This window comes from Anaerolineae bacterium (genome assembly GCA_014360855.1).
Lineage (GTDB): Bacteria > Chloroflexota > Anaerolineae > JACIWP01 > JACIWP01 > JACIWP01.
On sequence record JACIWP010000424.1, the window covers coordinates 1 to 1599 of the forward strand.

A 1599-nucleotide genomic window follows, 5' to 3' on the forward strand; every position below is an offset into this window, starting at 1 on the left:
GCCCCAATTCCTCGCCCAGGATATCTGGCTCCAGCGGGAAATGGCCGCGCAGGGTGGAATCACTGCGGCTGAGCGCCACAAACCGCCGGCCGGCGCGCCCGGCCGCCTCTTTCAGCCGGCGCGCGATCTGGCGATTGACCTCCGCGGCGGCCGCCGGCGGCATGGCACGCGTGTTGGCCAGCACGAAGAGCGCCGGCGCAGGATCGCACAAACCCTCCTCCAGCGCCTTGACCGTCCACTCGAGCAGGAGCGGGACATCGTGCACCGTCTGACAGCCGGTGGGGTCATCGTCAATGGCCACCACCTTGATGCCGCTCTCCAGGACGCGCCGGCGCAGGGCCTCGCTGAACGTGCTGTCCGGGCTTACCGCCGGCAGAGACCCTATCAAGGACTCCCTCGACACCGGTGTGATGTTGCTCTCATTCGTCAGCGGTAATGCGAGTTCCATACCCTTGTATCCCCTGCTGTTTCGCACAAAATTCCGAATGCGCTATAATGCGCCTGACAGAATAACGGAGGTCCGGTATATGAAAGCGGCACAGCGTCAGCTTGCAGAGGGCATCCTCTTTACCGACGAGTATCAGCTCACCATGGCGCAGTTATATTACCGCGCCGGCATCCACGAAAAGCCGGCCCAGTTCGAGCATTTCTTCCGCAGTTATCCGGACTACGGCGCCCACCAGGCCGGCTTCTGCATCAACGCCGGCCTGCAGTGGCTGTTGGACTGGATGGAAGAGGCCCGCTTCCGCGATGAGGACATCGCCTGCCTGCGCAGTCAGAGAGGGCGCACCGGCAAGCCCCTCTTCGCCGAGGACTTCCTGCGCTGGCTCGCCGGCCGGCGGCCCATGGATTACCTCACCATCCGCGCCATCCCCGAGGGCCGCGTCGTCCACCCGAATGTCCCCCTCACCGTGGTCGAGGGGCCGCTGGCCATGGCACAACTGCTGGAGACGCCCCTGCTGAACTTCCTGAATTTTCAGACCCTCATCGCCACCAAGGCCGCCCGGGTGCGGGAAAGCTGTGGCGTCCAGGTCGTGATGGAGTTCGGCCTGCGGCGCGGGCCAGAGCGCGGCTCCAATGCCGGCGCACGCGCTGCCCTCATCGGCGGCGCGGATTTCACCTCCAACGTGGGCATCTCCCACGTGCTCGGCTATCCCCCCAAGGGCACGCACGCCCACAGCATGGTGCAGGCCTTCATCGCCCTCGGGGCCAGCGAGCTGGATGCCTTCCGCGCCTTCGCCGAAGTGTACCCGGATGACTGCATCCTCCTGGTGGACACCATCAACACGCTGGAGAGCGGCGTGCCCAACGCTATCCGCGTCTTCGAGGAACTGCGCCGCAAAGGCCATGAGCCGGTGGGCATTCGCCTGGACTCCGGCGACCTGGCCTACCTCAGCATCCAGGCCGCCAAAATGTTGGACGAGGCCGGCTTCCCGAACACCTCCATCGTGCTCTCCAGCAACCTGGACGAGCTGGTCATATGGCAGATCATCACCCAGATTCGCGATGAGGCACCTCGCTACGGCGTGGACCCGGAACGGCTCATCCGCCGGCTGACGTACGGCGTCGGCACCCGCCTCATCACCTCCCACGGCCACA

2 protein-coding genes are annotated in these 1599 nt (G+C 65.4%); one reads left to right on the plus strand and one right to left on the minus strand.

What is annotated here, in order from left to right; all coding sequences use genetic code 11:
* Positions 1–448 (minus strand): hypothetical protein (locus H5T60_14755; GenBank protein ID MBC7243692.1); only part of this gene is annotated, 448 nt, incomplete at its 3' end.
* 79 nt (positions 449–527) lie between these two features.
* Here H5T60_14755 and pncB point away from each other — a divergent pair.
* Positions 528–1599, plus strand: a 1072-nt coding sequence (pncB, locus tag H5T60_14760) for a nicotinate phosphoribosyltransferase (protein MBC7243693.1), incomplete at its 3' end; no start/stop codon positions are given.